The sequence below is a fragment of the Paenibacillus spongiae genome (assembly GCF_024734895.1).
Lineage (GTDB): Bacteria > Bacillota > Bacilli > Paenibacillales > Paenibacillaceae > Paenibacillus_Z > Paenibacillus_Z spongiae.
Genome location: NZ_CP091430.1, coordinates 3,614,805 through 3,638,590, shown reverse-complemented (window position 1 = coordinate 3,638,590; position 23,786 = coordinate 3,614,805). Strand labels below are relative to the sequence as shown.

The following is a 23,786-nucleotide window of genomic DNA, read 5'->3' as shown; positions in this document are numbered from 1 at the left end:
TGTAAATGCTTTCAACTGGTAAGACTCCCTCCTCCTCATTCAGATGTCTGTGCTAAAAGAGAAACCGTCCGGAGACCGGACGGTTTTTCTTTTAGCACACGCCACTTCAAGTCATAAGCCGGTAACGGTCACATCGTAGACGATGCGGCTGCTTGCCGTATCGTTCGGGTGCCGCCGACATGAATTCGACCTTCCTTGTCATTCATCCTGCGGACCGGTCAATGCATCATCCAGCCGCCATCCACATTTAGCGTTTGACCCGTAATAAAGTCGCTGTCGGCGGAAGCGAGGAACACGAATGCCCCTTCCAGGTCGTATGTCAGCTCCCTCCGCTGGAAGCATTGCACGCTGCGCAGCGCTTCCAGCGCATCGTCGGATGCCTGCTGGCCGACCTTCTCCGCCTCCGTCTCCGTATAGACTGCGCCCGGCGTCAAACAATTGACCGTGATGTTGTGCTCGCCGACCTCCCTCGCCAGCGCCCGGGTAAAGCCGACGATCGCGCCTTTAGAAGTCACGTAATGCAAAAAGTTTTTTTGCCCGTTAAAATACGTGACCGACGAAACGTTGATGATTTTGCCGCGTCCTCGATCCTTCATGTACGGAAACGCTGCCTTGGCACACAAGAACTGCGAGCGGACGTTGGTCGCCATGATATGGTCCCACTCTTCGACGCTGATTTCGTACCACGTCTTACGGGGATCCATTGCCGCATTATTGACCAAAATATCGACGGTACCGTACCTGCGAACCGTCTCTTCGACCATCGCCGCGACTTCATCTTCCTTGGAGACGTCTGCCCGAAAAGCAAACGCTTCGCCGCTATTCCGGCGGATCTGCTCGACAACCTGCTCCGCGAGCTCCGGATGGGACCGGTAATTGACGGCAACTTTGGCTCCTTCCATCGCATAGCGCTTGGCGACGGCTGCTCCGATCGAACGGGACGCTCCGGTAATGATGGCCACCTGATTGGACAATCTCATTCATTATCACTCCTTATATGCATGATCCGCCTTGCAGAGCGGGACGCGCCAAACGGGTGTACTGGCCAAGAGCGCCTCTATGTTTGAACTCGGGCCTTCTCCAGCCCTGCCGCCGTTCCGACAAAATCGCCTCGATCTCCGCCGCTTCGCGCTCCTTTCCCTCCGTACCGACGATCGAAATCGTCCGGTTCGGAATGTCGATGCGGATCAGGTCGCCGTTCTCCACGAATGCAATCGGCCCCCCTTCGCAAGCTTCCGGGCCGAGATAGCCGACGCAAGGCCCTCTCGTCGCGCCGGAGAAGCGGCCATCCGTCACAAGCGACGTCGTACGGGACAAGAGCGGGTCGGAAGCGATCAGCTCGGACATGAAGAACATTTCCGGCATCCCCGTCGCCTTGGGGCCCTGGTAACGGATGACGACGACATCGCCAGGCTTGATCTCCTTCTCAATTAGCGCATCGACCGCATTGCGCTCGTTATCGTATACTCTAGCCGGCCCCTGGTGCACCTGCATCTCATCGACGATGGCCGATTTTTTCACTGTTGCTCCTTCCGGCGCCAGGTTGCCCTTCAGGACCGCAAGCGAGCCTTCCGTCTTGAGCGGCTTGTCGAATCGATAGATGACATCTCTGCGGTTCAGCTTGTAGTTAGCTAGAAACATCTCGGCGAACTTCGGCATCTCGCTCCTGCGATGCTCCTCGAGATTTTCCCCGAGCGTTCGCCCGGTTACGGTCATGACGTCCAAATGAAGAAACGACTTGAGTTCTTCCATTACCGCCGGAACGCCGCCGGCATACCAGAAAAGCTCGGTCGGGTATTTTCCGGCTGTCTTGGTGTCCACCAGCACCGGGATGCGTCGATGAATATCGTTGAACCGGTCGGCGCTAAGCTCGAGGCCGGCTTCCCGGGCAACCGCGATTAAATGCATAACCGCGTTCAAGGAACCTCCGATCGCCGAATGCACCATGATTGCATTCTCGATAGCCTGCTGCGTAAGGATGTCCGATGGGCGAATGCCCCTCTGTACAAGGCGCATGACCTGATGGCCGGCATCGCGCGCAGCCCGCTTGATCTCGGCATTCGTCGCCGGAATGAGCGCCGACCACGGCATCGCGAGGCCAAGCGACTCCGCCATCACCTGCATCGTAGCCGCGGTGCCCATATATTGGCAGGCGCCGCAAGTCGGGCAGCATGAGCGCTGAAAGGCAAGGAACTCCTCCTTGCTCATCTTGCTCTGTTCGACTTCGACGCTCATATGCCACAGCTCTTCATTCGAGCGCATGCACGGTCCGGCGCCCATCGCGCCGCCTGGCACGAAGACGGCAGGAATGTTCAGCCGGGCGATCGCCATCAGGTGCGCGGGTACGGCTTTATCGCCCGCGGATGTCAAGATCATGGCGTCGAATGGCGTGGCCAGCGCGTGTATCTCCACAAGGGAAGCGATCAAATCCCGGGATGGCAGTGAATAGTGCATGCCGCGATGCGCTTGCGCAACGCCGTCGCAAATATCGGTTGCGGTATAAACAGCCGGTTTGCCACCGGCTTGATAGACGCCCTTCTCGATCTCGTCGACAAGCTCGCCAAGATGGTAGGAGCTCGGATGGCTGTCGCCCTTCGTGCTTTCTACAAGAACCTGAATGCGTGCCAAATCCTCGACTGACCAATCCATCGACATGCGGAGGGCATCGCCTTCAAAACTGATCTTTCGGACTTTCTGGCTCTCTAGTTCCATGTTCACACCTACTTTCCTCCCGCGTAATCTCTACTGCCAGTCAAAATGGTCGTCAAACGGATACATCGGCCTTGCGATACGCCGAAAAGGCATGTCAAGCAATTTCGCAGAGCTGCTGCCGGGCGTGTCCAGGATAAATATTTTGCTGCTGAGCCGTTCATACTGCGCACGGAACTGATTGGCCGACTTGACCATCACGAAATCTGCCTTCATCGGCTCCAATCCGACGGATCTGTACATCGAAGGATCGCCGGTAAAAATCGCCCTCTCTTGAAGAAGCACGGACAAACCGCCGATTTGCAGGACGACGCATCTCCCCATGAGGGCGATCGTATTTTTGGCATGGGCGCCTACCAGAACGAATTCGCCGTCCCCGATCGTCCGCACTTTGCCGGTCACTTCGATCGGGGCACCTTCAGGATTGAGCGAGTACCCGACGGATAATGTTACTGTGCTGCCTACACCGGCTCGAATTGCGGCATCAACCGCAGGAGCATCAACCATTGTCAGCATGCCGGAGAGCATGTGATGCACCCCCAGCTCGAGAGCCCTTCTTAATACGGCGTTGCTGTCTCCCGTCGAGCCTGCCCCCGGACTGTCCGGGGAATCCGAAATAATGACCGGTTCACCGCTCCCTTGATTGCGTCGGGCCAACTCCATCACCTCATCGACGGACAGAAGCTGCACATCGAATTCATGCCGTTTCTCCCATATTAGCCCGGCCAATCGATCCGCTTCCCGTTCCGCCCTCTCCCGGTCTCTTCCGACCACAACGACCGCAGATCCGTATTCTTCGATATCCAGCCAAGGCTGAACCGGAAAAAGCGACGTGACCAGCGATTCCCCCCGCTGCTCGCCAAGCTTTGCTTCCTCCCATACGCTGCCAAGAGGCCCGCTGTGAAATTGGCCATTCTCAGCCGGTACGATCATAGGGATCTTGCGCATGGCGACGACAGGCTCGCACTCCTTGCTTAATATGGAAAGAAGCAGCTCTGCAGCCTGCTGCCCGGTTTCATAGAAATCGATATGCGGGAACGTTTTATAGCCGACCAGACCATTTACGCCTCCGGTGATACGTGCCGTAACGTTCGCATGCGGGTCCAGCGTAATGACAAGCGGCGTTTGCTCGCCGATATGATGGCGAATCAAGTCGATCAGCTCGCCTTCGGTATCGTCGCAACCTTCCGCAACCATCGCGCCATGGAAAGCAAACAAGACGCCGTCTACGGCTCCGCTTTCCTTTGCTTCCTTCAAGCGGATGTCCAAATCCGCTTTCAACTCTTCAAAGCCGGATGCCGATATCGGCCCCGCAGGTACAGCCATGCAAAATAATGTCGGTACGATCTCCGCCCGCTCGAACCGAAGCCGATCGCAGAACCCTTTGACCTCGTTCTCGAAAGGCGATTCGGTCAGCTCATCCCCTGTTATGTACAAATAATTGCGAAAGTCTTGAACAGTCGTCTTCTTTGGGCTGAACGAATTGCTCTCTTGCATAATGCCGCCCACCACAATGCGCATCTGATTCTCCTCCCCGCTAGCAATCAGATTTATAAATGTAAGCCCTTTCTCGATGACAATGCCATCATAACACGTTTCCATCTCTTGTCAATAATTTATATTAAACATTAAATTGTTTACAATATACGATGTTGACGAATATAATTACATTGTCGAGTCAGGCAAGCTATCATTCCAATAGATAACCAAGAAAGTTGAGGATACTGATCATGAAAAATTTTACGTTTACCCAACAATCCAACCTTTCCCTCCGCGAGAAAGTCGTCGTCGAAATCCGCAATGCGATATTGAGAGGAAATCTGAGCGCAGGGGAACGAATCAAGGAAAACGATATCGCCATCCAAATGGGCGTCAGCCGTGGACCGGTAAGGGAAGCGATCCAACAACTCGAGCTGGAAGGCTTCGTCGTCTCGTATCCGTACCGGGAAACGGTCGTCGCCGAAATAAATGTGAGTGAAATCAAGGATTACTTGACTCCCATCCGCTATCATCTCGAATCCACGGTCATTCAGAAAAATTTGGACGCGATTAACGACGTGTTCCTTGGGCAGCTGCAGGAGATCATTGACGTGATGGACAGCCATCTCGCGGATACCGATGTTCATTTTTGGGTCGAACAAGACCTGCTTTTTCATGAAACCATCATCCGTCTCGCCCCCGAGCGCACGGTCCAGTTGATTTGGGAGAGCGTCTCCAACCGCATCAAGCTCCATTTCAACCAACGCACTGGCTCCTACGATAAGCAGCAATTCGTTCATGATCATCAGCATTTGCTTGATATTATGCGAACCCGGGACATCGACCTGATCAAGCAGACGCTGCTCGAGCACATGAACCTGTATTGATCTGCCGCATTCGAACAGCAAGCCGTAGGCAAACCGCTTCAAACTCGTCGGGTAACGTCCTACGAGATTCCAAAGTTCCCCCGGATTCCAAACTCCTCAACATGCTTATTTACATAAAAAGAGGAAAACCGCTCGAAAGGAGCGGTTTTTGAAGTGTCGTACCTGTTTAGTATAATTCTATGCCGAGAGCTAGAATGTAGAGTTTTATGGCTGCCATACTTCCCACATGTTCCCGTCAGGATCAAAGAACTGCAGGTTTGGACCGCATGTCATCCGTATGTCGCCTGCAATGTTTACACCGTTTTCCTTGAAACGATTGAATAGGTCTTGGATGCGCGGTGTAATGAAAACCCGACAGCTTGGCGATCCCCTTCATTGTTTGTAAATCCTAAGCGGCCTCCTTCCGGCCGCGATTCGATAAGGAACATAGCAGGAACGTTTCCTGTAGGCCCATGAGGCTTTCCGGTCTGATCGGGAAATCTCAAGATCGCCATTTTCATCCCAGACTCAACAGGGTGGATGTTTGTAGGTTCACATCCCAAATTTATTTGATACCATTGAATAGACTCGTAGACGTCATTCACCGGGACATAAATACATGTGATTCCTGTAATGTCTTCCGGTTTTTCCTCCACTATGATTTCTTCATTACTTTGCATATTCCCATTTCTCCCTTTTCATTTCAATTAAGTGCAAAGAATCGATGGATATGTAATGAGATATTAAACCGTGATTCTAATTTTAAATCTACTCAACTATTTTATCTTCAATCCCATTGATCACCCCTCATCCGTTCTATATCATTACATTATTGGTCAATTATAACTTCTATGTTAATTGTACACGTACATACGTTCGGTGGCAAAGGATGAATTGAACGACGATTATTCACCATCTCCTCCTCTTGTCATGTACATAATCGAGGCCCAGATATAAAACGACGCAAAGGATCTGGCGCGGCGGATCCTTTGAGCAATCGTTCATCATGTCTTATCCTTACTGAGTGGTTAATTGAACTACCATTCCTCCTCACGACCACGCCGATTACTCAAGTCAAGTAGACCTCTAACTAATAAGGACATGCTGTTCGCCCACGCAATGCCTATGCCTGCAAAAGCCAATGAATTATATGCTGAGCTTGCGAAGGCTCTTGTTTCAAGTATTCATGTCAAGTAAAGCGCACAAATCGAGAAAAGGATCAAGTGACTGAGAATCCAACCATACCCTTGTCGTTTGCATTTAACGTACAAATGACACACCATTGCAATTACGGGCAGCATAACTACGAGTAAACCAATTCTCATCTACCGAGTTCAATTGGTGAATCGCACTATACACAATAATTACTATCCTGCCCATTACCGGCAATGTCAGCGCCATTCTGGAGCCTTAGTCCTGAATGACAAGGGAGGAATCATGGATCATTTCTCGAATGCTCATAATAAGAATGTTTCGAATTTTTCGGTTAGATGCTGCAGAAAAGGAATGGTGAATTTCATGGAATTAGTCGTTACAAAAGTAAAAACCAAGGAAGAAGTCGCATTATTAGCGCAATTGGCGTCAGACATTTGGACTGAATATTTTGTATGCATCATATCAAATGAACAAATCGACTATATGTTGGGGAAATATCAATCCGTTCAGGCGATCACAGTCCAGATCGATGAACAGGGTTATGAATATTATTTGTTGAACGTGAATAACAAGAACATCGGCTACTTGGGAATTAATCAAGAAGAAGGCAAGCTGTTTCTAAGCAAATTTTATATACAGAAAGAACATCGTGGAATGGGCTATGCAAGCAGGGCTATGGCGTTTTTGGTGGATTTATGCCAAGATCGAAGGTTGGTAAGCATATGGCTTACGGTAAATCGAAATAACAATGCAGCTATTGCTGTTTATGAGAAAAAAGGGTTTAGAACAATTCGTACTCAAGTGGCGGATATAGGGAATGGATTTGTGATGGACGATTATGTAATGGAAAAAGAAATTAATTTACCTGCAGGGATCCCGGGACTCTAAATCAGGTTAAGGAAGACCGCATCTCACGCAAGCAAAAAAGCCCAGCAAACCAGTTTGATGGCTGCCGGAGCTTTTTTGGTGAACAATAACTTATTTTCCGTATACCCCTACTTCGTAAATGCGTGCCGCCTCATCGCTTCCGGAATTCGTTACTTCCAATTTCACATACCGGGCTTTTACGGGCGAGATCGCATGGGTCGTTACATTTGCCGTATTTCCTAACGCCTGTACGGCTGTCGACCATGTACTGCCGTCCTCGCTGATGAGAATGTTGAAATCTTTCGTATTCATGCTCGGGCTCTCGCCGCCGAATCCCGCATGATAAATGATGAATTTGGACACTTCGTAGCTAGAACCAAGGTCCACCTGAAGCCATTTGGCCGGAGTTTTGGTGCAGAATTTACTGTTTTGTATCGTAACGCCGTCGAATGCCTTCTCCGGACCTTCCGAAGCCGCGCATGCTTGCGATCCGGTCGCCGGCTTGCCTATAGCTAAGCTGGGCTCATGCGGTTCGATTACCATTGTGGCAATGACAGGGTAATGATCGCTTGGATACTGGCCATTCTTGGTATAATTATTAATTGCAGCTTCTTTCACGGATATATTTCCTTTGACCAAAATCCAGTCGATCCGATTCGCCCCGCCAGTAGGATCTTGGAACCCGTTAAAGGTGCCGAGGTTTTCGTTGATTCGTGTCTCGGCTTCCACCCATGTATCCGCGAATTTCCCTTCGTTGATCAGCGTCTGATAAGGTTTCGTATTGGGTGCGACATTAAAATCGCCAGTTAGGATAACCGGAAGCAGCGGATCCAACGCATTCATTTTTTGAACGATCAATTCAGCGCTGTTTTCTCTTGCCGGAACGGAGATATGGTCAAAGTGAGTGTTCATGAAGTAGAACTGCTGCTTTGTTTTTACATCCTCGAACTTTACCCAGGTGACCATACGCGTAATTTGATTGCCCCAAGTCTTTGAACCGATGACATTCGGCGTATCGGACAACCAGAAGTAATCGTATTCCAACGGCGTGAATTTGTTTTTGTTGTAAAATACCGCAGTATACTCGTCTCTGCTGCCGCCTTGTCGGCCGATTCCGATCCAATCATACTGAGGCATGTCCGCATGAAGGTCTTTCAGTTGGTGATAAAGCCCTTCCTGAATGCCCATGATATCCGGCTTTTCCTTGTTTAGCAGCTGTGCCATTACCGGACGGCGAACTTCCCAGGAATTTGAGCCCGAGCTGCTTGCATACCGCAAGTTATAACTCATCACTTTCAAATCCTTGTTTCCGCCTTCAGCTTCACCCGTTCCCGCTGCCAGCGACATACCCGGCAGAATTACGATGAACACCATTGCCAGGAATGATAAAACTTTAAGCTTGTTGTACACGACATTTCCTCCTTGTTGTTGGGAATTTTTGTTCCGTACATGAGAGTACCTGTCAACAATTAGGATGATGTCAAAATATAGTGAAGAATTTGTTGACTTAGCCATATTTTGAGGCAAAGCAAAAGGAGCTGCCGCGTCAGCTCCTTCGGTTCTTTTAAGGACAAGGTGTCCCGTTCATTGAACAGCTTTGTACCCAGTCTGTAATATGTCTGGCCACTTCATGCGGGGAGTCGTAAACCAATTATTTCGCTGCGTGTGCCAGTCATGATCCCATATTACATCGGTCTCAAAGACTTCGATCATATTATTTACCCCTTTGTTAAGAATGTACTTCTAATAGAACGTTGAATACAATTATACCCATTAATATTAATGTGCGGATGGTTTTTTTCTCCTCCCGCAATAGAGTCCCCCAGTTCCGCCATTATTAAGTTGAGCCAAAGTACTCATAATGAAACTATCCTCAGTAAATGTTAGTGATTGATCAATTACTTATGGACGTAATTATAGAGGTATTTCTACTTTGCAGGTCGCGAATCGTCGCCGCGATTCCCTCTTCGAAAGCCGTCGCGCGGATCGGTCCGATCAACCGCTCGTATTTGTCCCCGCTCAAGACAAGCGGTTCTTCGGTCAAATAGAGCATCTCCACCACTTCCTTCATTACCGGGACGGATATGCCGATCAAAGACAAACCGACTCTTCCTAACGGAATGACCGGTTTGGCGCTTCCGCTTGTCTGCCGCGCTATTCGTACGATCTCCCTGCCCGAGATCAAGCCTGCGCCCGGGATATGCCAGTTCTGCCCATAAGCATCGTCTCTCCCGGCGAGTTCAGCAATCATGAACGCCGCATCCGGCAAGTAAATGAACTCCCGGGGAACACGCATATTGCCGATGAAAAATGCCATCTTGCCGACCGCTATTGCTTCGAGCGTAGAGCCCAGATAGGAAGCCTCGTTCGCCGTGGGACCGTAATAATCCGGCAATCGTGCGATCATAACCTTGGCCCGGCTCCACCGATCATCGAACAGCATCTTCTCATAAGCGAGCCTAATCTTGCCCTTCCTTGTATGCGGCTGCTTCGGATGCTCCTCGGTTGCCCGTGCCATCTGCCTTCTTCCATACGGATAGATGCCATCGATCGCGACTACTTTCATACACAATCGGTCGGCGGCCGTCATTACGGATTCGCCTAGTGGAACTAGCTTGCTAGTCATCTCGTGATACGGCACGTTAGCGCAATGGAACAGAACGTCCGCACCTTCCGAAGCGTAGACAATGTCATTCGGACGGAAAGCGTCGCCTGCAGCAATTGTTAAAATCGTCGGATTACCCAACCTAGCCCCCAGCTGCTCCAATTTCTGGCGGGATCTCCCGAAGGCCACCGTTGGAATCCCTCGCTTGACCAATTCCTCGGTAACCGAAGCACCCGTACCTCCTGTCGCTCCTACGACGATCGCTTTTTTCATAGAAATCACCTCATCCTCATATCTTGTGATTGATCAATCACTAACTTGAAATCAATATAACATTGTTGTTATTGATTGGTCAATCACAATATTTGAAATGCTCGTCACTCTCCTCACTTCCCCATCAACTCGGGCATGTCCAACGCTGCGGAAATATTGCACAGCATTCCCCGGGCTAGAAATATCAACGTGCGTTCTTCGGCATTCGGAATGCCGGCCGCGCGGTAAGCGTCCAGAACCATTTGGCGGACTTCCCCGAATCCATTGCGCATCACTTCCCGGATTGATTCTTCCCGAATCGTCTGAGCTTGCATCTGAAGCAGCATTTCATTCTGGTAGGTGTCCAGAATATCTTCGTAGGCCCGGACCAGTTCGGTCTCCAATTGTTCCTCCGGAGTGGACTCCATGACCTTACGGAAGGAATCGATCACTCGCGTCCAGGATACTTCCAGCGCTGTCAATAACAGAGCTTCTTTCGTCTTAAAGAAACGAAAAACGTAAGGCTGCGATATTTTGGCCCTTTCCGCGACTTGTGCCGTTGTAGCCCGGAAATATCCGATCTCCGCGAATACCTCAATAGCCGCCGAAATGATGTCCGATTTACGATTAACCGAGGTCGTCTCGAGTTTTGTCATCTATATACCGCCTCTTTAGAAATTTAGTGATTCATCAATTACGAGTATATACGAATACGATTATTGAAGCAACGAAACATTCGGGACGATTATCCCTCCCCGGACTAGTACCAATTACCCGATTTTATTAGCGTTCGGCTTAATCACAGATAATTATAGTAAAATGAAACCTATACAAAGATTCTATAATACGAAAGGAAGGTTAAGCTTTGAACAAGGATTCCACAGGCAGCGTTACCCCCACCAGAGCCAGTCGCAAAAGGAAGAACAAGACTGCTTATAAGATCATTCTGGCATCCGCGACCTTTCTTCTAATCATTTGCGGAGTAGTGTACAGCATATACGAAACTCAATCACGCTCCGGGCAAAAGCAGTCTGCGGAAGAGAATATTCCGACAGGCGAAGAAACGGTTGAAAACGATGAATCGTTAAATGGTGACCCGACCGGTGATGAGCAAGCTGGCAGCTCCGAAGCTTCTGAAAAGACGCCAATGCCGGACGAACTCACTTACGAGAATGAAGAGCCGGAGGAGATTTCACCCGAAGCAGTCCCTGTGAAAGAAGCGGACCAAGATCGCGGTCAGGAGCGTACTATCGTTCCGAATAAGGGAAGCGACGGGAACAAAGCTTCTGCTTCTGTAACATCCGGCCAGACGACCAAACTCCCCACGACCTATAAAGTCCAAAAAGGAGACACATTGTCGACGATATCCATGAAGTTCTATAATTCGAAGAAATACGTCGCCCTCTTGGCGGAACATAACCAAATTGTATTTATCAATGATATGAATGTTGGGGATACGATTAAGATTCCGGCACTATCTTCTGTAGCCGGGTCCAAGCCTAAGAAGCAGCAAGATGATATGGGTGACGCTAAGATCACTTTGCCGGTCACGTATATGGTTCGCGCGGGCGATACCTTGTATCGAATTGCAATGCAATTTTATCATTCAGGGGATTATGCAGAACTCATTGCGGAGCATAACAAACTTGGAGAAAAGGAGGAATTGAAAGCCGGCAGCCATTTAATCATTCCTGCCCTACCGACGAATCAGGCTGGGAGCAAGAACAGTACGGATAAAGCTGGGACAAGGCATACGGTTCGAAAAGGAGAAACCCTTTCAAGCATATCCAGAAAATACTTTGGTGACAGCAGCTATGCTAAGTCCATTGCGAAATACAATCAATTGGCAGATAACGATGATGTAAAGGTCGGCGATGTGCTCAAAATACCTCCAGTTTCCACGCCTTAAAGCGGATTTCAAAGCAATCAGCCCGGCATTTACATTATCGCGATGAACACATCGGAAAAGGGATCAAGTTCATGACAAGAACTTGATCCCTTTTGCTTTCTTATCTCCGGTTACTTATACATGTATGACCGTACATACTCGAACCAATTCTGCAATAAAAATATTAATCCCAATACTGCACGGTCGCGGAACCGCTAAAGCCTTCTTTGACATAGAATTCCGCTTTCTTGTTGTCGCCGTCGACAGCGCCGGAGATCCCGCGGTAGATCAGGGTGTCGCCGGGATACAAGTAAAAGAGACTGTACCCGTAAGGATCCGTAATAATGTCGTCCGCATTGTCGGGATCGTATTCCCGCAGCTGATACCAGGCGCCACCGCCAGGTCCGGATACGACTTTGTACTTAAAGTCTCCTCCGGTGGAATAAACATAGTTGGATGGATTCTCACTGGAAGAAGTAGAACGCTGCCCCAAATAATCCCACACTCCCGCTCCCATAGGAGTGACGACGTCTCCGTTCGCGCGAACGACGGATACGCTCGCGGCGATTTTCGCGGTTCCGTCTTTGCCGGATGCCGATGCCGTTGAAAAAGGTAAAGCTAGTGCAAGGGTTAATGCCAATAACAACGTACGTCTCCTCTTCACCTTCATTTCGATAGAATTTTTCAATTTAACACTACCTCCTAAATATTTCATTTTTATGAAGCAACGTTAATGTACCACATTCATAATGTCGAAGTAACCGAGATTGTGTTGAATTTATTTAATTTTACATAAAATAGAACATTTACTTATAGAGTAAGTCGAGATAAACAAGTTTGTTTTGGCCTATGTATACACAGTAAACACAAGGACATAGCTAACGAAAAGATCATATGATAACGAAATCCAAACTCGAGAATTGAGGTGCTTGAACATGAAAGTTGTTCTAGGTTTTGTCATGTTTGTTTTGTATGCGCTGGTAACGATGTTTGGGTTAGGTCCGGTATTGTTTGCCGACGGCACCGATCAAGAGCGAATGTTCACCCTTGCTGTTGTGATCGCCATATATGTCGCATTAACGATTATCACCTACCTCATCTTCCGCAAAAAGAAATAATGCACGGATTTCTCCCATGCATTATCGAAAATTCGTATGGAATCATGAACATGTTGATAGAAAGATAGACTGCTTTTCATTCAACGGCAGCCTCGTTTGGTGCCGTTTTCGAAACGGCTCCCTGAGTAATATTGTCCAAAAAGGCGATAATAAAACAAGGACCGGAAAGCCTCCCCAAATAATAGTATAGGCAGAAGCTTTATGGGAACCCGTTATCAGTTTGGTGCCAGGCCGTATCCGCGGGTGTCACCATTACGAAATGGAGAAGCCGAATTGGCAGAAACGATGTGTAATCACTCGCGAGATATGCGTCCGGATTCGTCCCGGTGAGTTGATTCTTTTTTATGTTTTTTCGCTGTTGTGACTTGATCATGTTGAGGTTGAGTAACAACAGGCTGAGTCGACTCTGCAGGTGCTTGAACACTTCCAGAGATGACACGACGTGCAGTAACAAAGGTTTTATCCCACGTGCTGCCGGCAAAATTGGATATCGTAACACCAATTCCGACCCGATAGGTATGAAGGACTTGTCCGCCGCCCATGTAGATACTTACGTGATTAATTACTCCATCCCGATTCGTGTCCGAGAAAATCAAATCACCCGGTTGTAATTGATCTTTGGAAACAACCGTACCTACAGTAGACTGTTGTCTCGAAGAACGGGGAAGATTTATGCCATTTTGTTTGAAAACATATTGAGTAAATGAAGAACAATCGAACGCATCGGTTCGTCCCCCTGGAGCGCCGAACTGATAACGAACACCTATAAATTGTTTTCCCGATGCAATAATATCATTCGCAATTGATGTACCGGACATAGCAGAGGCATGGGCCGGTTGTGCAAGGAGCATACTTCCGGATATAGCAATCGAGAAGGAGAGAGTGATTCCCAGTAAAGCTTTGCCGACCCGATTATTCTTGATGCTGTTCGTGCTGTTCATCATGTCCTTGTCCTCCCAATGGTTGGTTTAAGGTTTGGGCGAATACCCTTCTAACACCATACCATAAACATTTGAACCAACACTTACCAAGGAAAACTCAGACCCTTACACAGCCTTCAATAAACCGCTGTTATTAAAAATCAATGAGAATTGTTATAGGATCATTTACTTGACAAAATCAATCGAAAGTGGTGTTTGTTACATTCGTCACATATCATGTATCCCTGGGAAGCAGTTAGTCATTCTTATGTAAACAGTTCAAAATGATAGCCTCCCGACGTGGTACCTCCTCCAAGTTGGGGGCAACATACATAGAAAGAGGACGCCCGGAGCGATCCGGCGTCCTCTTCTCTCATACATACTTAGCTGTGCTACGGCTTAGCAGGCAAGCCGTTCGCTTCGCGAATCAACGCGAAATACTGATCGGCGCGAACCGCTTCATACTCAGATCCGAGCGATGCTTGAAGCTCTGCAATATCCGATGGCGTCAGGCTCCATGCAAGCAGTCCCAAGGAGACGAACAACGGTGACTTGCCATCCCACTTTGCCTTGGCATCAGCAAGAATCCGTTTGCCGTCTTCCACCGTACTCATGCCTTGAATCGTCGAGACGGGGAGCTTGCCGTCGATAATCTCAACGCCGTGGCGATCCTCCCAGCTTAGGAACAACCCAGAAGCTTTGTACTCCTTCATATAGGCTGCAGCATGGGCGTCGCTTAATGGAACATTCTCGCCGTTAACCCGATTCAATACGTAAGGAATCGTCATGCCCGTCTTCTCCAAATAGGAATACGACTGCTTCAAGAAGGCGGAGAAGGAATCTGTCGGCCATGCATTCGGGTAGAAATAGCCGGCGCCGGAAGGTCCCGCGATAATCAAATCGTTATCCGTAGCCGTCTCATTGAAATAATTCAGCATGACAGGAGCGCCGTCATAGAGCAGCGGGCTCGACGTCCAGTTCAGCGGCACTTTCCCGCGGTTCGGATCGTCCCACAGAATGCGCATTCTATGCTGATTGTACTGGAAGTTGTCGCCCTCGCTGAACGTATAAGTCACATAAATTTTATTCTCCAGCTTAGGCGTATCTGCCGCCTTGGCTTTCGCCTTATTTGCCTTCGTGCCGGAGAAAACGGTAAGGTTGCTGAACCAATCGGCTGCGAGTACATAGACGCCATGATTGGACGTAATCTCGACGCCGCTGAATTCTCCTTCAACGTCGTTATTGAACCAGCCCAAGTAAGGCGTGCCCGGCTTCACATCCGACAAGATTTTTTCAAATAGTGCTTTCTGCTCCGGAACGTTGGAATCCAGCCAGAACACCATCGCTTGGTTCGCAACGGCATAATCGCGCAGGTAGCCGTATGGCTCCATCTGCTCGGAGGAGACAGGTTGAACGTTGCCGACGGAAACTTTGTATTGATTCCACATCTCGACGGAAGCCGTCAGCTTGGAAGTATTGGCAGGCGGTGTGAATTTGTAGATGAAATAACGGTTATTGTCGGCAAACCGGTGCCCGCCGCTGCCTTCGGATACCTGCGAGCTCTGCCTGTCGTACAGGAACGGCTCTTCTTCAGGCGTCCCTGGAATGAATTGTGCGATCGTTTTGCCGTCGGCCTTAATTGTAACCTCATGAACAGCCGTACCCCAGCCGTCCTGCGGGAACGCATCGGCGAACCGGAGGTAGACATCCGATTTGCCAAGGCTTGCGCTCAAATCCAGATCGTAGACCTGCCTGTTCTTGGCATCCCTCTCCTGCGTCTTTTCCTCTGCCACTACTTTGAACAGGTCTTCCTGGTTATCAGGCAGCCTGACCGAGGTGTAAGGGCTAAGTCCGACAAGCATCCGATGCGTCGTCGTGCTCCATAGATTCTCGTATTGCCAGTTGTAAGCGTCCATCCGGTCCTTGAATTTTCCTTGCAGGTCATTTAGCACCTTCAGGTCGTATGGCGCGGCTTGCAGCTTCTCTGCCAGCTCGGGGCTTGCGACGACGGCCCCCTTCAAGCCTGCCAGCGTCGTGGCCACGTTGACCGAATCCGGAATTTTCGGATCGTAAATAATGATGCCGCTGATTTCATTCTTATAAGTTCGAACGATCTGCCAGTAGTCATCCCGAACTTTATAGGGCACATTGAGGTCGTTCAGCCATGTGAACTTGCCTTCTTCTTTGTTCTCCAGCAGATAGATCCGGGGCTCAACACGGTTGACGATGCCCTGCAAGGTTGCCATGAGAAGCTTAATGTCGCCGGGAGCATTATAAACATCCGCCACATCCAGTTGCTTGACCTTCGAAAAGCTTGGAAGCGCTTGCTTTTCTGGCCATGAAATCGTGCTCCCGCGAGGCTTCTCCTTGGATTCTTCAGCGAATGCGCCTGATGACATGGATAGCGTACAGGCGATCGCGAGACCGATAACGGTTAACTTACGAAACATGTTATACACCTCGTTCTAATTATGGTATGGAGGACAGCTTCTCGATATGTACCTTCTTTCCAAACTCCTCCTTTCTCAGCAGCGTTATTTCTCGCCCTCACAAATATATATATAATATATTCAAAATAGATAATCAACTACTTTGACAAAATCTCCTATGTTTTAAAACAAATATAAGTCTATTGTTGCAGCTTATTTTTTGATTTAGTTATTCGGACCTAATCATTAGAGGACGCTTATACTGTTGCTGTGTATGAAAGATTTCACATATTTATTATTATGATAACTCAGTGGATAGGCTGCGAGCACAAGAACGTCAATTGATGCTATTTGAACTTTTTCATATCGTTTTTTTGGTCCTTAGTAAATATATAGCCGCGTTGTTCGTAAAACCTATGTGCATGTACGCGACTTGGATGGGATAACAGTTTAATCCCCGAATATCCATTGTTCGCTCCCCACTGTTCAAGACGCTCAATCAACATGCTGCCTACACCTCGATTTCTATCCTTTTCTTTAACAACGAATCCCAGGTTGCATGCCTCCTATATCGCTATGAATAATCTTAGATAAATAGTAGACTTCATTAGATATAGTGACAAGATCAAGTGACAAAAATATACCCCCATAGTAAATTGGATAACACCTGCGTGTTTTTCCAATGTCTACTATAAGGGGTGCAATGTAGTTCATTTACCCGAGGATAGGAATAATATGGGCCAAGCCACCTACAAATGGGCTGTTTCTTAATTTGATTTTATTCGTTGTCTTCGGGGAAATCAGGCGCTTTGTATCCCACTCCATACGGAGCATCCGGACGATCGAATTCACCCATCAATGAACGGCGAACTTCGGTTGTACGGGCATAGAAATCCTTATCGGTCGTAAAACGATCCGAGGCTCTGACCCACGGCGGACTGTATATATAGTGTGCTGTATAACGGTCATAATCATGGTTGTGCTCGTATGGACGATGCCATACCGCATTGTGGAATACAAGCACATCCCCTGCATGAGCGCAAACGATATGCGAGATCGGGGTATCGCCTTTATTGATCAATACTTCGCGAGGCGGCCCGACCCGGGAGCGGTGGCTGCCTGGAATCATCTCCATATTGCCCATGCCTGGTTCGTGCTGATCATTTAACAGGAAGGAAGCCCGCAATTGAATAAGCGGAACCGGCGAACCGAGATGCTTGAAATCGTATGCAGAAGATCCATCTTGGTGCCAACCGCCTGTCTTGCCTCGTGCCGGTTGCTTGGTGTTCCAGAGTGCCTGAAGAATGAAGTGCTCGCCTAATATTCCACGAATCTTTGGCAGCACGGCTGGATGATCGATCAGCGCCTCAAGCGCAGGCTCGGTTTCGTAGCCGCGACCGACTTGGCCGAACTCTTTCGTACCTGCCTCGTCATGAAGGCGTGCGGACGCCGCAAGCGCCTCGGCGATTTCATCTTTGGCAAGCACGTTTGGAATAATGAAATAGCCCCACGATTCGAAGATGAATTGATCCATCTCGGTAAATTTTCCAGGTTGAACAATCGGATTCAACATGACCTCACCTCAGTATTTGATCTGAATTAGGAGATACACTTCCAGTCTTGATCAGAACTAATTATATCTGCAGCTTGCTCAAACATGTCTCAGATTTGCTCCGTATCCCCCCTTCTTGCTTGGAAACTGCGAGAGTGTATTGGCTACTCCTTCTACTTCGCAGTCTTCTTTTCCTTCAAGGGCAACAACATTGTATACTTCGACAATCTGATTCACATCCATCCTGTTAATAAAGGAGTCCCTTTTCTAAGATATCTACGATAACATGAATATCATGCAGCAGTTTTCATTTCTGCGAGGGCAAGAAGTTTCATTACGAACCATGCGCTTTCTTTTCTAAATAACTATTCGATTCAGGGGTACCGCCATGACCTTTACTACATTTTTATTTTCTTCTACGAACAATCGTCTTTCACTCATCTCTGCCGCGGCTAGGGATATCAAAAAAAGCCGCATCAATGCGACTTTTTTGGGATGGATATGCTTCTCACTCGATCACGATCTTTTCTGAACCTTAACAACGAAAAGCCATAATTCGATTTCCTTTTCTTCGGTGATCACTTGTTTCTCAGCGCCAGGTTGGATCTCCGGTCCTACGGACAAGGCTCGGTTGTTGCTATCGACGCGTGTGACGTTATTCCGAACTCCAACCGATTGAAAGGAGTCCCTTTTCTCGATTCGACAATTCATTGGTTCGCTGCCATTTCCTGTACAATTTTGGTAGGTGCATAACAATCAAGTATTTAACAGAGATTCTGCGAAAGCAACGTCATTTATCAGACTCGGATACTCCTCGGCAGTTGATCCGTCTTCTACGCACCAACATATGCCCATAGCGGTTTCCACAAAAAGGCATTTCCTTAATACGTCATTTGGAATATTAAGGTTTTTTTCTAAACTGCAAATGATATCGTTTATTGTCTTATAAACTTCAGTCGTTCTTTCGTCTCCGAATTCATTTAATATAAACCGCGGAACATCGAATAGAGGATCTCCTATTACGCCCTTTGGGTCGATAATGATATATTCACCATCACGACCTAGCAAAATATTATCATGATGAAAGTCGCCATGAAGCAGCATCTTTTGTGAATACGAAGCAGAAACGGACAAATAGATCTCCTTTGCTTTCTTCATATACAAAACTAATTCTTTGCAATCTTGTCGCTTGTTCATGTACTCTGTTATTCGGCTTACCCAATCTGTGTAAGTTGGAAATAATTCTGATTTAGCGGGCGATATATGCAAGCCTTTGTATAGAGAACAAAATACAGAGAGTCTTTTATCAAGAGAGCTCTCATCCCTTAGAGGGTTCCCTGGCTGTACACACTCTTCTAGTATGACGCCGTTTTCAATATCAGCTGCGAAGACTCTGCAAAACCGTCTGCCGTTATATTGACACAACGTGTTAAATTCTGTATATATTCCCCCGAATGAAGGGTTGCCTATTTTCAGCACGACGCTTCCAAACCTATCGGAATAGCATGTAAAAACGATGTTTGCAGAATACGAAGGAATGAATTGAATCGAGGTTAAGCTCCATTTTTCCGCATAACCTTCAACATCCCTCAAAACTTTCTTATAAAAATCTATGCCGAAACGATTTATGATATTTTCAGTTTCGTTTTGATTAAAACAATAATGCTTGTTCTTCATTCGAATCTACCTCACTCTTTTATATGAAAGCTATTCTGTTTTGAAGCTCCACCATACTGCGGAGCATGATGCAGCCAGCAGCACCCAGGTAGTGATAAGCTTATACGCGAACATGATAGGGAAATCCTATTTTTCCCTTGATTATACATCAAATCCAGTCAAGATGGTCTTCCGCCGCTTCGATTGTCCAGCAAGAAAACCAACATTCGTGAACAGCGAGTGGCTAGTCTGGCACATCTGGCTTCCGGAATGTGCCGCGGCGCCTGCTAGTTTCTTCTTCGTCACAAGAATAACGAACAAACGCGAGTTCTTCCGAAATTCAATCAGAAGGACTCGCGTTTCCTTGTTTGCTCCGATGCATAAGCATGCCTTAGCTTGAGGATTCGTTAAGCAGATGTTTTCATCCGGTACCACTTGTATGTTTCGGAAATGATATCAAGTAGAGCGAAGAATCCGATAATAATAACGAGCCAATCGCTTATTCTAGACCATATCGATACTACCGTGTCGTAATCCTCTCCTCCGGCAGACAAGATCCCCGCTGTCTGCATCTGATGTATGAAATCGGCATTCCAGATGGCCGGATCGGACAGCATGACGCACACCAACACTGTAACTACAACCGATAACACGATGTGAAACGCGATCATCTTGCCCGTCCTTTTGCGAACGATGATTCGAATGCATTCTTTCAAGATGCCTAATGCGGCAAGTACCCCTACCATTGGCAAATAGTTTCGGAATACGTCTGCATTCAGAAACGGAATGACCGTTCGTTCGCCGTCATGGAACCTCCAGACGCCAACAAGATCGATGGAGTACAGGCAAAGCACTGTAAACAGCACGGTGAAAATAATGCCTGCAATCGGCTCGCTCATTTTGATCTGCATATTCCTGTCGGGGATTGGCGGCAAGTCGGACGGCTTCCACCCTTTGTTCATTTGGCTGACGACGGCATTCTTCTGCTGGCGGTAATCGATCAATGCGAATACGATCGTGACCCAGCCGAAGCCTTGGGCGGCTGCAATAACGAGGGACACGAGAAAATCCGTGAAATGTTCAAGCACATCATGAGGCTCAACGATCGATTCAATGGCGAAGATGCCGGTCATGGCTATGGCGATCGAAATCAGTACGATTTTGAGCGTGGTCAGGTAAGGCTCGAACATTAGCGGACCGATCAAGTAGCGGTCGTATCCGCGATACTTGGCAGCCAGCGCATTCGGATGACCAAGCTCCAAGAGCACGCCCTCCGCAACCTCCCGGGAGGCCTGACCCGCCGGTGCCCGCTCCTCCATCATGTCCTCGATCAAGCCTTGAAGCTCTTGCTTAATATCCGCTCTCTGCTGTTCAGGCAGGCGCTGCGTTACCGCATAAATGTACCGGTCAATTAATTCCATTCCGTTCTCCTCCTTTGGCCTCGTCCATGACGCCTTCCATACTGGCGATCAGTTTGCGCCACTCCAGGCGAAGTCCCGCATAAACTTCCCGTCCGAACGGGCTAAGCAAGTAGTACTTCCGGGGGCGCGCTTCATTCGTGTCCCACTTGCTCTCAAGCAGCTCTTGCTTCTCCAGCCTGCGCAGCAGCGGATATAAGGTGCCCGGATCGACGGACAGTCCCTTCTCCTCCAGTATCGGGACAAGAGAGTATCCATATTGCGGCTCGGATAATTGACTGAGCACGCCGATGACGATCGTTCCGCGTCTCAGTTCACTCAACAAACCGCTAATCGTTTCATTCAAATCAGCCATATGATCAACTCCTGACGTCATTATACTGTATGGCGCACACTATTGTATATAATCAACTAATATAAATTTATAAATATTGGTTAATGTCCTTTGATGACTGTTACATACATCGGCGTGATTGTTCTTAAAACACAAAAAACCGCTGGTTAAGCGGTTTTCCATACTTGTATATTGCTCGCCATCGAACATAAGATCGGCGTACACTCCCCTTCATTGATTTATTATAAAAATACGAACTCATCGAGCCATACCCGATAACGGCCGCCATGAGATGAGTATTCTATAATCAGGTCTCGAAAGTTTCCAAACTGCGGAGTGCCGATTATCCTGCGCTTCCACCCGCTGTTGTTTTCTAGTAACGGGATGCTGACTAAGGTCCATCCATAACGCGCCTCCGAGGCATTGCTGCTCCAATTGAAGAGTGGGGTATCGCATCGGTATACGAATCCGGACACATCGTCCTGCAGAAGCCGAATCATTAATCCGCCTTCGGTAAAACCGTTTATTTCTTCATGCTGATGCTTCATCCAGAATGTCAGCCGTGCTGCCCGCTTCAGATCAACAGCTTCTGGAATCGTGAACCGGATGCGGGCAAGCGTCGAATCGGAGACAATGACCAAAGACGGCCCTTCATGAACGGCCGTACCCGGATCCGTTTTGCAAACTGTATATGTATCGGCAACTTCCTGGAAGATTTGAGCATCGTCCAACTTCATGTTATGCAGCACTTCTGATGGATCCGGGAATACATACAGGTCGAGCCAGGCCAAATCAGACAATTTCCCGTTCGATATGGTCAAGCCAACACGATAAAATCCGGGCGTCTTGTAGATGTGATCAACGGCTGAATCACTGTATATTGTGCCGTCTCCCATATCCCAGCGAAATACAATATCACTGCCTTCCGGATCATAGCTTTCTCCGGCTTCAAATCGCACCGTTATCCCGGCGACAGCCCTTTCCGTCAACTTGGTTGCAACCGCCTTCGGTCCTGAACGATCGGAAGAATCCAAGGTATTTAGAAAGACATTAGAGACATTCATGTCTTCATGCATCTCTCCAAGCTTGTTGCCGGTGAGTACGTTGGCAGATATGTTGATCCAGTTCGCATGTTTCAAATAAATCCCGTAGGTGCCGTTGTCGGTGATTACATTCTGCTCGATGATCCAGTGGAACGCTTCATAACCGGGTTTATAACCGATAGCCAGGCCGGCGCTCTTGTTATGATGGATGTGATTATGCCTCATGACAAAATGGCTGCTGGAACCGTTCACGACGGCAATTCCCGCATTGCCGAACGGTTCCGGAGCGTTTGCGATTCGTAACCCGTTGTATGCTGCTTCGTTACCGATAAGTACCGCATGGCATGATCCTCCAAGCCAAAAGCCGTAGCTTGAATGGTTGCCTTTATTATTTACGAACGTGTTGCCGGGGTCCCATACCTCCCAGGCGTTATTGTGCGCATAGGAAGCATCGTTGTCTTCGAAATAATTCCCCGTACTGACCCATCCATTAAGCGAACGAATAAACACACCGTCCCCGCCATGGGTAAAATCGTTAGACATGAAACGATTATAATTGGAACCGCTTTCGATCAATACGCTCGTCGAATCCCGCGCATGGACTTCTCCGGGCGCGATCCTTATTCCGTGATTCATCGTATTCCCCGTAATTTCATTTCTCGACGAATGCCACAATTTCAAACAGACATTCGTGCAGTGCGAGAATTGATTCAGTTCGATTCGGTTATCCTCGCAGCCTTTCAGATGGAGGCCGTTCCAGACATAATTGCCTTTGTTTGCGCGAACCAAGCTATTCGTAATATTGAATAGATACAGCGCGCCGAATGGATCGCCGTCTCCCCATCCAAAATCCGGATCGGTGTAATTGTAGGACAAGTCGTTATCTTCTATCGTCCACCCCGATCCATTCATGACTTTCATGCCCGTTCGAAAGCGCTTAATATTCAGGTTTTTAACAATAACATCGCGATGACCGTTCGAGAACAAGCCGATACCCGAATAGGTTATGCTTTTTCCCTCCTTACCTCGGCCTATAATGACTGCCCCATTACCATCAATCGTAATTCCGTCAGCAGCTACAATTAACCCTAAGCCGTTGTCGAAATGATAATCGCCGGGTTCGAACACGACATCTTCCATGATGATCATTCCCGGATAAGGCTTTACGTTGTTTCCCATTGCACTCCCAACTCCCTTAGCATAATGATGATTCTATAGCTCACAGTCGCGGCAGATACACCCGCCAATTTCGCACTATCATAAATATTCGCCATTTTCATCCCTCTTTGTTGTCTAGTGAGTTGTGCAATCGAATTCTCACTTAACGTAATCGATTGCACAACGGGTGTCAATGCTTTCCATTTATCTCTTAATATGTTCTCAAGCTCGAATAAATCTATTCAATAGAAAGGATGATAGAATTGGCAAACACAGATGCAAGGTTCCGAATTTTCACCGGCATTAATTTCACAAATCGGCGGATTGCCTTTAGACG

At 48.1% G+C, this 23,786-nt stretch carries 20 protein-coding genes and 1 pseudogene; 4 read left to right on the top strand and 17 right to left on the bottom strand.

Features of this window, described 5'->3' with window-relative positions:
• Window positions 1-218: 218 nt before the first annotated feature.
• The 3 genes from L1F29_RS16715 to L1F29_RS16705 are packed head-to-tail and all read right to left on the bottom strand — an operon-like array spanning window position 219 to window position 4,230.
• Window positions 219-980: an SDR family NAD(P)-dependent oxidoreductase gene (locus L1F29_RS16715; protein WP_258389421.1), complete on the bottom strand. Its 762-nt coding sequence runs from the start codon at window positions 978-980 to the stop codon at window positions 219-221.
• Between the two features lie 13 nt (window positions 981-993).
• Window positions 994-2,712, bottom strand: coding sequence for a dihydroxy-acid dehydratase (gene ilvD, locus L1F29_RS16710; protein WP_258389710.1), 1,719 nt, complete (start codon window positions 2,710-2,712; stop codon window positions 994-996).
• 30 nt (window positions 2,713-2,742) lie between these two features.
• Window positions 2,743-4,230, bottom strand: a complete 1,488-nt coding sequence (locus tag L1F29_RS16705) for a M81 family metallopeptidase (protein WP_258389420.1) — start codon at window positions 4,228-4,230, stop codon at window positions 2,743-2,745.
• Window positions 4,231-4,439: 209 nt separating this feature from the next.
• On the opposite strand from L1F29_RS16705, the gene L1F29_RS16700 reads away from it, so the two are divergent.
• Window positions 4,440-5,075, top strand: a complete 636-nt coding sequence (locus L1F29_RS16700; RefSeq protein WP_258389419.1) for a GntR family transcriptional regulator — start codon at window positions 4,440-4,442, stop codon at window positions 5,073-5,075.
• A gap of 204 nt (window positions 5,076-5,279) precedes the next feature.
• Here the strand turns inward: L1F29_RS16700 and L1F29_RS34420 are convergent, their stop codons facing one another.
• The gene (locus tag L1F29_RS34420) at window positions 5,280-5,354 is read right to left on the bottom strand and encodes a hypothetical protein (RefSeq protein ID WP_373876546.1); all 75 of its coding nucleotides are present in this window, start codon (window positions 5,352-5,354) and stop codon (window positions 5,280-5,282) included.
• A gap of 14 nt (window positions 5,355-5,368) precedes the next feature.
• Window positions 5,369-5,734, bottom strand: coding sequence for a hypothetical protein (locus tag L1F29_RS16695; RefSeq protein ID WP_258389418.1), 366 nt, complete (start codon window positions 5,732-5,734; stop codon window positions 5,369-5,371).
• 838 nt (window positions 5,735-6,572) lie between these two features.
• Between L1F29_RS16695 and L1F29_RS16690 the strand changes: the two genes are divergently transcribed.
• Window positions 6,573-7,097, top strand: coding sequence for a GNAT family N-acetyltransferase (locus tag L1F29_RS16690; protein ID WP_258389417.1), 525 nt, complete (start codon window positions 6,573-6,575; stop codon window positions 7,095-7,097).
• Window positions 7,098-7,187: 90 nt separating this feature from the next.
• On the opposite strand, the gene L1F29_RS16685 is transcribed toward L1F29_RS16690, so the two are convergent.
• From L1F29_RS16685 to L1F29_RS16675, 3 genes are all read right to left on the bottom strand, one after another.
• Window positions 7,188-8,486, bottom strand: coding sequence for a discoidin domain-containing protein (locus L1F29_RS16685; RefSeq protein WP_258389416.1), 1,299 nt, complete (start codon window positions 8,484-8,486; stop codon window positions 7,188-7,190).
• A 484-nt stretch (window positions 8,487-8,970) separates the two neighbouring features.
• The gene (locus L1F29_RS16680; protein WP_258389415.1) at window positions 8,971-9,954 is read right to left on the bottom strand and encodes an NAD(P)H-binding protein; all 984 of its coding nucleotides are present in this window, start codon (window positions 9,952-9,954) and stop codon (window positions 8,971-8,973) included.
• Between the two features lie 113 nt (window positions 9,955-10,067).
• The gene (locus L1F29_RS16675) at window positions 10,068-10,589 is read right to left on the bottom strand and encodes a TetR/AcrR family transcriptional regulator (protein WP_258389414.1); all 522 of its coding nucleotides are present in this window, start codon (window positions 10,587-10,589) and stop codon (window positions 10,068-10,070) included.
• Between the two features lie 209 nt (window positions 10,590-10,798).
• Between L1F29_RS16675 and L1F29_RS16670 the strand changes: the two genes are divergently transcribed.
• Window positions 10,799-11,842, top strand: a complete 1,044-nt coding sequence (locus L1F29_RS16670; RefSeq protein ID WP_258389413.1) for a muramidase family protein — start codon at window positions 10,799-10,801, stop codon at window positions 11,840-11,842.
• 163 nt (window positions 11,843-12,005) lie between these two features.
• On the opposite strand, the gene L1F29_RS16665 is transcribed toward L1F29_RS16670, so the two are convergent.
• Window positions 12,006-12,509, bottom strand: coding sequence for a YndA family protein (locus L1F29_RS16665; RefSeq protein WP_258389412.1), 504 nt, complete (start codon window positions 12,507-12,509; stop codon window positions 12,006-12,008).
• A 247-nt stretch (window positions 12,510-12,756) separates the two neighbouring features.
• Here L1F29_RS16665 and L1F29_RS16660 point away from each other — a divergent pair, with 247 nt between their 5' ends.
• Window positions 12,757-12,939, top strand: coding sequence for a DUF6954 family protein (locus L1F29_RS16660; RefSeq protein ID WP_258389411.1), 183 nt, complete (start codon window positions 12,757-12,759; stop codon window positions 12,937-12,939).
• 293 nt (window positions 12,940-13,232) lie between these two features.
• Here the strand turns inward: L1F29_RS16660 and L1F29_RS16655 are convergent, their stop codons facing one another.
• The 8 genes and pseudogenes from L1F29_RS16655 to L1F29_RS16620 form a co-directional block, all read right to left on the bottom strand.
• Window positions 13,233-13,883: a C40 family peptidase gene (locus tag L1F29_RS16655; RefSeq protein WP_258389410.1), complete on the bottom strand. Its 651-nt coding sequence runs from the start codon at window positions 13,881-13,883 to the stop codon at window positions 13,233-13,235.
• A 368-nt stretch (window positions 13,884-14,251) separates the two neighbouring features.
• On the bottom strand, window positions 14,252-16,309 hold the full coding sequence (locus L1F29_RS16650; protein ID WP_258389409.1) for a GxGYxYP domain-containing protein: 2,058 nt from the start codon (window positions 16,307-16,309) through the stop codon (window positions 14,252-14,254).
• 326 nt (window positions 16,310-16,635) lie between these two features.
• Window positions 16,636-16,842 (bottom strand): annotated as a pseudogene (locus tag L1F29_RS16645) (GNAT family N-acetyltransferase); the annotation flags it as partial.
• Window positions 16,843-17,066: 224 nt separating this feature from the next.
• Window positions 17,067-17,861: a phytanoyl-CoA dioxygenase family protein gene (locus L1F29_RS16640; protein WP_258389408.1), complete on the bottom strand. Its 795-nt coding sequence runs from the start codon at window positions 17,859-17,861 to the stop codon at window positions 17,067-17,069.
• 735 nt (window positions 17,862-18,596) lie between these two features.
• On the bottom strand, window positions 18,597-19,517 hold the full coding sequence (locus L1F29_RS16635; RefSeq protein WP_258389407.1) for an aminoglycoside phosphotransferase family protein: 921 nt from the start codon (window positions 19,515-19,517) through the stop codon (window positions 18,597-18,599).
• A gap of 386 nt (window positions 19,518-19,903) precedes the next feature.
• Window positions 19,904-20,917, bottom strand: a complete 1,014-nt coding sequence (locus L1F29_RS16630) for a hypothetical protein (RefSeq protein WP_258389406.1) — start codon at window positions 20,915-20,917, stop codon at window positions 19,904-19,906.
• Complete coding sequence (locus L1F29_RS16625) at window positions 20,904-21,269, bottom strand: PadR family transcriptional regulator (protein WP_258389405.1); 366 nt, start codon at window positions 21,267-21,269, stop codon at window positions 20,904-20,906. Before L1F29_RS16625 ends, L1F29_RS16630 begins: the two co-directional genes overlap by 14 nt.
• A 221-nt stretch (window positions 21,270-21,490) precedes the next feature.
• On the bottom strand, window positions 21,491-23,470 hold the full coding sequence (locus tag L1F29_RS16620) for a right-handed parallel beta-helix repeat-containing protein (protein WP_258389404.1): 1,980 nt from the start codon (window positions 23,468-23,470) through the stop codon (window positions 21,491-21,493).
• Window positions 23,471-23,786: the final 316 nt, after the last annotated feature.